The following is a 4178-nucleotide window of genomic DNA, read 5'->3' as shown; positions in this document are numbered from 1 at the left end:
GGCCCCCCCCCCCCGCCCGGCCGGGCCCCCCCCCGGCCCCCCCGGGTTGTGGTCCGCGGCCCCCCTGTGGGCCGGGGGTGGCGGGGGACCCCCCCCCCCCCCCGGCCACGCCGGGCCCCTGACAGTGCCCAGATGTCTAGATGTTGGGGTTGATCGGACGGTCGCTGTCGGAGTGGTGCCAGTCGAACTCCTGGGTCTGCCCCATGCTCGCGTTCCGCCCCAGCGTCCAGAGTTCGTAGGAGGACCGCGGGCCCTGGTTGCCGGTGTAGGTCAGGCAGGCGCCGGCGGCGTTGCACACGCTGCGGTCGGTGTTGAACGTCCAACGCTGGTTCGGGTCGCCCCCGTTGCACCCCACCGCCTTGGCGCCCGGGCCGTCGGACGGGCCGCTCGGGACGTGGCCCCACAGGCAACGGCCGTCGTTGGTGCTGCGGATGAGGCCTTCCGGCGAGACGAACCAGAACTGGTTCCAGGAGCCGTCGCACGGGCGCAGGACGACCGGCCGGCCGTCGCCGTTGGTCTGCCGGTACTCGTCCAAGCAGTAGTAGGTGCCGTTGGGGCCGCCGCTGGCCGGGCGGGCGAGCGCCACGAGGGAACCGTAGGCGTAGGGCTGCGGATTGACGGGGTCGGCCTGCGCGGCGGCGACGGGCAACGAGACGCTCAGGCCGATCGCGAGTGCCAGTGCTGAGACGATCTTTCGGGCGGACTTCATGAGGTCCGACACCTCTCTCTCTGACGTCGGGTCACTGCGGAATGCGGCCATCCTGGCAGCGGAGTTGAGGGCCTGGGCAGCTTTCCGAACGATCCCGAACAAACGGGAGTGTATGGATTTCGCCATTTGATTCACCTCAGTTGACAGGAACCTCCGGCGCGAAGAGGCTGTTCACGCAGGCCCGGCGGGGGGGAGGACAGAGCTTTGACCTGGTCACCTATGCGCACCACGGCGGCCCCGTGCTCCTGCCGGGCAGCCGAGGTCAACTCCGATGTGACGCTAGCCCGTTCGCAGTCCTTGGACGCACTCGCCGAGTCCCTCACCCTGCTCAGGCAGGAGGCCGGCAGCCCCTCCTACTCGACCATCGTCCGGCGGATCAGCTCCGTCCGGGCAGCCCGCGGCGTCCCGGCCGGGGAACGCACACCCGGGCGGATCACCGTCTACGACTGCTTCCGCAGCGGACGCCAACGCCTGGACGTCGAACTGCTCTCCGACATCGTCCAGGCCCTCGGCGCGGACCCGGGCCCCTGGCGCCGCGCCTACCGCGCCGCCTCCCGGTGATCGCCGGCTATCCGCGGTCCGGACGCGGAGCGGCCGGGCCGGCCGGGGCCGTCTCCGGCTTCGCGTGGAGGATCTCGCGGGCCTGCTCCGCCGCGCGGACGATGCTCTCGGAGACGAAGTCGACGAAGCGGGCGATGTTCTCCAGGCGGGTGGCGGCCGGGGTCTGCGGGCCGAGGACGCCGACGCCCTGCCGCGCGACCTCGACGAGGTGGGCCGTGGCGCGGGCGCTGGCCATCATCGACTGGTACCAGACGTCGTCGTCGACGACGTAGCGCTCGCGGCGGCGCTCGTCGCGCTCCCGGCGGACGAGGCCCTGGCCGTCGAGGAACGCGATCGCCTTGGAGATGGACGGCGGGCTGACCTGGAGGTGCCGGGCCAGCTCGGACGCGGTGAGGCTGCCGCTGTCGGCGAGGGTGAGGCAGGCCAGCACCCGGGCCGTCATCTTGGGCATGCCGGAGGCCATCAGGACGGCGGTGTACGTCTCCTGGTACTCGCGCACGGCCTCGGCGTCGCGCCCGTGGGCCTGCGGGGGAGCCGCCGGCCCCCGGGGCGCGGCGGGCCTGCGCCGTTGGGCGCGGCGGCGTTCGGTGGCGCGGTGGGCCAGGTCGGCGCGGTAGGCGGTGGGGCCTCCGTTGCGCATCACCTCGCGGGTGACCGTCGAGGTGGGGCGGTCGAGCCGCCTGGCGATCTCCGCGTAGGCGAGGCCGTCGGCCATCCCCAGCGCGATCTGCTGGCGTTCCTGCTGAGTGAGCCTGCCTCCCGGCACCGCGATTCTCCCTTCACGCTTCCCTGAATGCCCTCACCATAGCGTTCACTCCCATTCCAGTGCAACGAACACAGCGGCTGACGTTGCGTTAAATTCAAAGCCACTGCAACGATAATCGCGCCTTTACCTGCATCGATACCGATTTCAAGCAACGAACTTGTTGCCATTACCCGTGAAGGCAACGTAGCGTTTCCATCATCAGAAACACCGAGCCGCAGCAGCCCGCCACCCCCACACCTGGAAGAAGGCACCCCATGACCATCAAGCAGCCCGCCTGGACCGGCATGGTCTCCGTCGACGACACCGCCCTGGCCGTGACCGACACCGGCGGGCCCGGCCGTCCCGTGGTCTACCTCAACGGCTCCTACGCCGACCAGTCGCACTGGCGGCGCGTCATCGCCGACCTCGGCGACGACTACCGGCACATCACCTTCGACGAGCGCGCCCGCGGCAAGTCGAAGCGCTCGGCGGACTACTCGTTCGAAGCGTGCCTGCGCGACATCGACGCCGTCCTCACCGCGAGGGGCGTGGACCGGCCGATCCTGGTGGGCTGGTCCTACGGCGCGATGCTCGCGGTGCACTGGGCCGCCCGGAACCCGGACCGCGTCCTCGGGGCGGTGTCCGTGGACGGCGCGTTCCCGCACGAGTGGCTCGACGACGCCACCCGGGAGCAGATCCGCAAGCTGTTCCGCCGGCTCAGCCCGCTGTTCCCGATCGCCCGCCGACTCGGCATGGCCGCACGGATGAGCGCCGAGCAGCACGCCGAGATCAATCTTGAGATCAACGAGCTCTGCGCGCCCGCCGCCCTCGACCCGGTCTTCGACCGGGTGACCGCACCGGTCCGGTACGTGGTCGCCACGGGCGGCAACCTGGGCGGCGAAGCGAAGCTGATGGAACAGATCCGCACCAACCTCGACCCGGTGCTCGCCCGCAACCCGAACATCCGGGTCAGCACGAAGGTCGCGAGCAACCACTCCAAGATCCTGCGCAAGGACTTCCACGCCATCGCCGACACCGTCCGCGACCTCGCCGCCACCCCCGCGAGCGTGACCGGCTGAGCCCCGCTCCGACCCGAACCGGCCCTGCGGGGTCACCGCGAAGCGCTCGCACGACGGGCGGCCGTTCGGGCGAACTTCCCTCGGAATTACCGCGTTCGGGTGACGCGCGGCCGGCCTCGCCCGCCGGGGCCGTTAGCGTGACTGACCGTCATCGGCCGTCCGGTCGGGCGGAGCTGCGCACAGCTCGGAGGCCGGGGAAAGCCGGGAGGCGGAGGCCTTCGCCGGATTCCCCACGCGCCTCCACGCGCCGCCCGCTGTCCGGGGACGATCCCGACACCGTGCTCCACCAGCTGGGAGGTTCTCCGCCATGCCCGTGTCGAGTCGGTACCTGAACGCCTGGGAGGGCTTCTGGCGCGACGCACCGGCGGAGGCCGGCGCGGTGATCTGGGACGCGGAGCCGGCACTCACCGCGAGCGTGCACCTCGCGCTGTTCGACCCCTACCTCGTCGACCCGGCGCTGCCCGTCGTCGACGTCGGCTGCGGCAACGGCACCCAGACCCGCTTCCTCGCCGAACGCTTCGGCCGCGCCCTCGGGGTCGACCTGTCCACCGCCGCCGTGGAGCTCGCCCGCACCCAGCATCCGGACGGGCGGGCCGAGTTCGCCCGGCTCGACGCCACCGACCGGCAGGCCGTGCGGGAGCTGCACGCCCGGCTCGGCGATGCCAACGTGTACGTACGCGCCCTGATCCACCAGTGCGAACCGGCCGACCGCCAGCCGGTCGCCGACGCCATCGCCGCCCTGGTCGGGGATCGCGGCCGGGCGTTCGTCGTCGAGCTGTCCGCGTCGGCGAAGGCCGTCCTGGCCGGCCTCGCCCAGAGCCCGCAGGGCCCTCCCCCGAAGCTGCGCCCCGTCTTCGAGCACGGCCTCGCCCCCGCCGAGGTCGTCGACTCGGCCTTCGGCGAGCTGTTCCGCACCGCCGGGCTCACCGTCCTCGCCTCCGGCGAACTGCCGTTGTTCCTCACCGAGTTCGCGCCCGACGGCAGCCGGATCGACCTCCCGTCCCACTGGCTGGTGGTGGGCGCGGCCGGCACACCACAGAGGTGACGCGGTGGGGGCGGCCGCCGGAACCGACCGCCCCCACCG

Annotated in this window: 5 protein-coding genes; 3 read left to right on the top strand and 2 right to left on the bottom strand. The window is 72.1% G+C overall.

Translation table 11 applies throughout. The features are described 5' to 3' along the window. Positions 1 to 136 precede the first annotated feature (136 nt). Positions 137 to 709: an RICIN domain-containing protein gene (locus tag ACFWPI_RS28595; protein ID WP_380378311.1), complete on the bottom strand. Its 573-nt coding sequence runs from the start codon at positions 707 to 709 to the stop codon at positions 137 to 139. A 273-nt stretch (positions 710 to 982) separates the two neighbouring features. Here ACFWPI_RS28595 and ACFWPI_RS28590 point away from each other — a divergent pair, with 273 nt between their 5' ends. Beyond that, entirely contained in the window at positions 983 to 1270 is a 288-nt protein-coding gene (locus tag ACFWPI_RS28590) for a hypothetical protein (RefSeq protein ID WP_380378309.1), read from the top strand. Positions 1271 to 1277: 7 nt separating this feature from the next. On the opposite strand, the gene ACFWPI_RS28585 is transcribed toward ACFWPI_RS28590, so the two are convergent. After that, positions 1278 to 2036: a helix-turn-helix domain-containing protein gene (locus tag ACFWPI_RS28585; protein ID WP_380378307.1), complete on the bottom strand. Its 759-nt coding sequence runs from the start codon at positions 2034 to 2036 to the stop codon at positions 1278 to 1280. A gap of 254 nt (positions 2037 to 2290) precedes the next feature. Between ACFWPI_RS28585 and ACFWPI_RS28580 the strand changes: the two genes are divergently transcribed. Then, on the top strand, positions 2291 to 3094 hold the full coding sequence (locus ACFWPI_RS28580; protein ID WP_380378305.1) for an alpha/beta fold hydrolase: 804 nt from the start codon (positions 2291 to 2293) through the stop codon (positions 3092 to 3094). A 307-nt stretch (positions 3095 to 3401) separates the two neighbouring features. Then, positions 3402 to 4139 carry a class I SAM-dependent methyltransferase gene (locus ACFWPI_RS28575; protein ID WP_380378303.1) on the top strand — a complete coding sequence of 246 codons (738 nt, stop codon included), beginning with the start codon at positions 3402 to 3404 and terminating at the stop codon, positions 4137 to 4139. The last annotated feature ends 39 nt before the right edge of the window (positions 4140 to 4178 follow it).

Source organism: Kitasatospora sp. NPDC058492 (genome assembly GCF_042720685.1).
Taxonomy (GTDB): Bacteria; Actinomycetota; Actinomycetes; order Streptomycetales; family Streptomycetaceae; genus Kitasatospora.
This window is presented reverse-complemented; position numbering and strand designations above follow the sequence as displayed.

Excerpts from the sequence above, each read along its gene's own strand:
- ACFWPI_RS28595 (WP_380378311.1), bottom strand. The coding sequence starts at position 709 with ATGAAGTCCGCCCGAAAGATCGTCTCAGCACTGGCACTCGCGATCGGC.
- ACFWPI_RS28580 (WP_380378305.1), top strand. The coding sequence starts at position 2,291 with ATGACCATCAAGCAGCCCGCCTGGACCGGCATGGTCTCCGTCGACGAC.
- ACFWPI_RS28575 (WP_380378303.1), top strand. The coding sequence starts at position 3,402 with ATGCCCGTGTCGAGTCGGTACCTGAACGCCTGGGAGGGCTTCTGGCGC.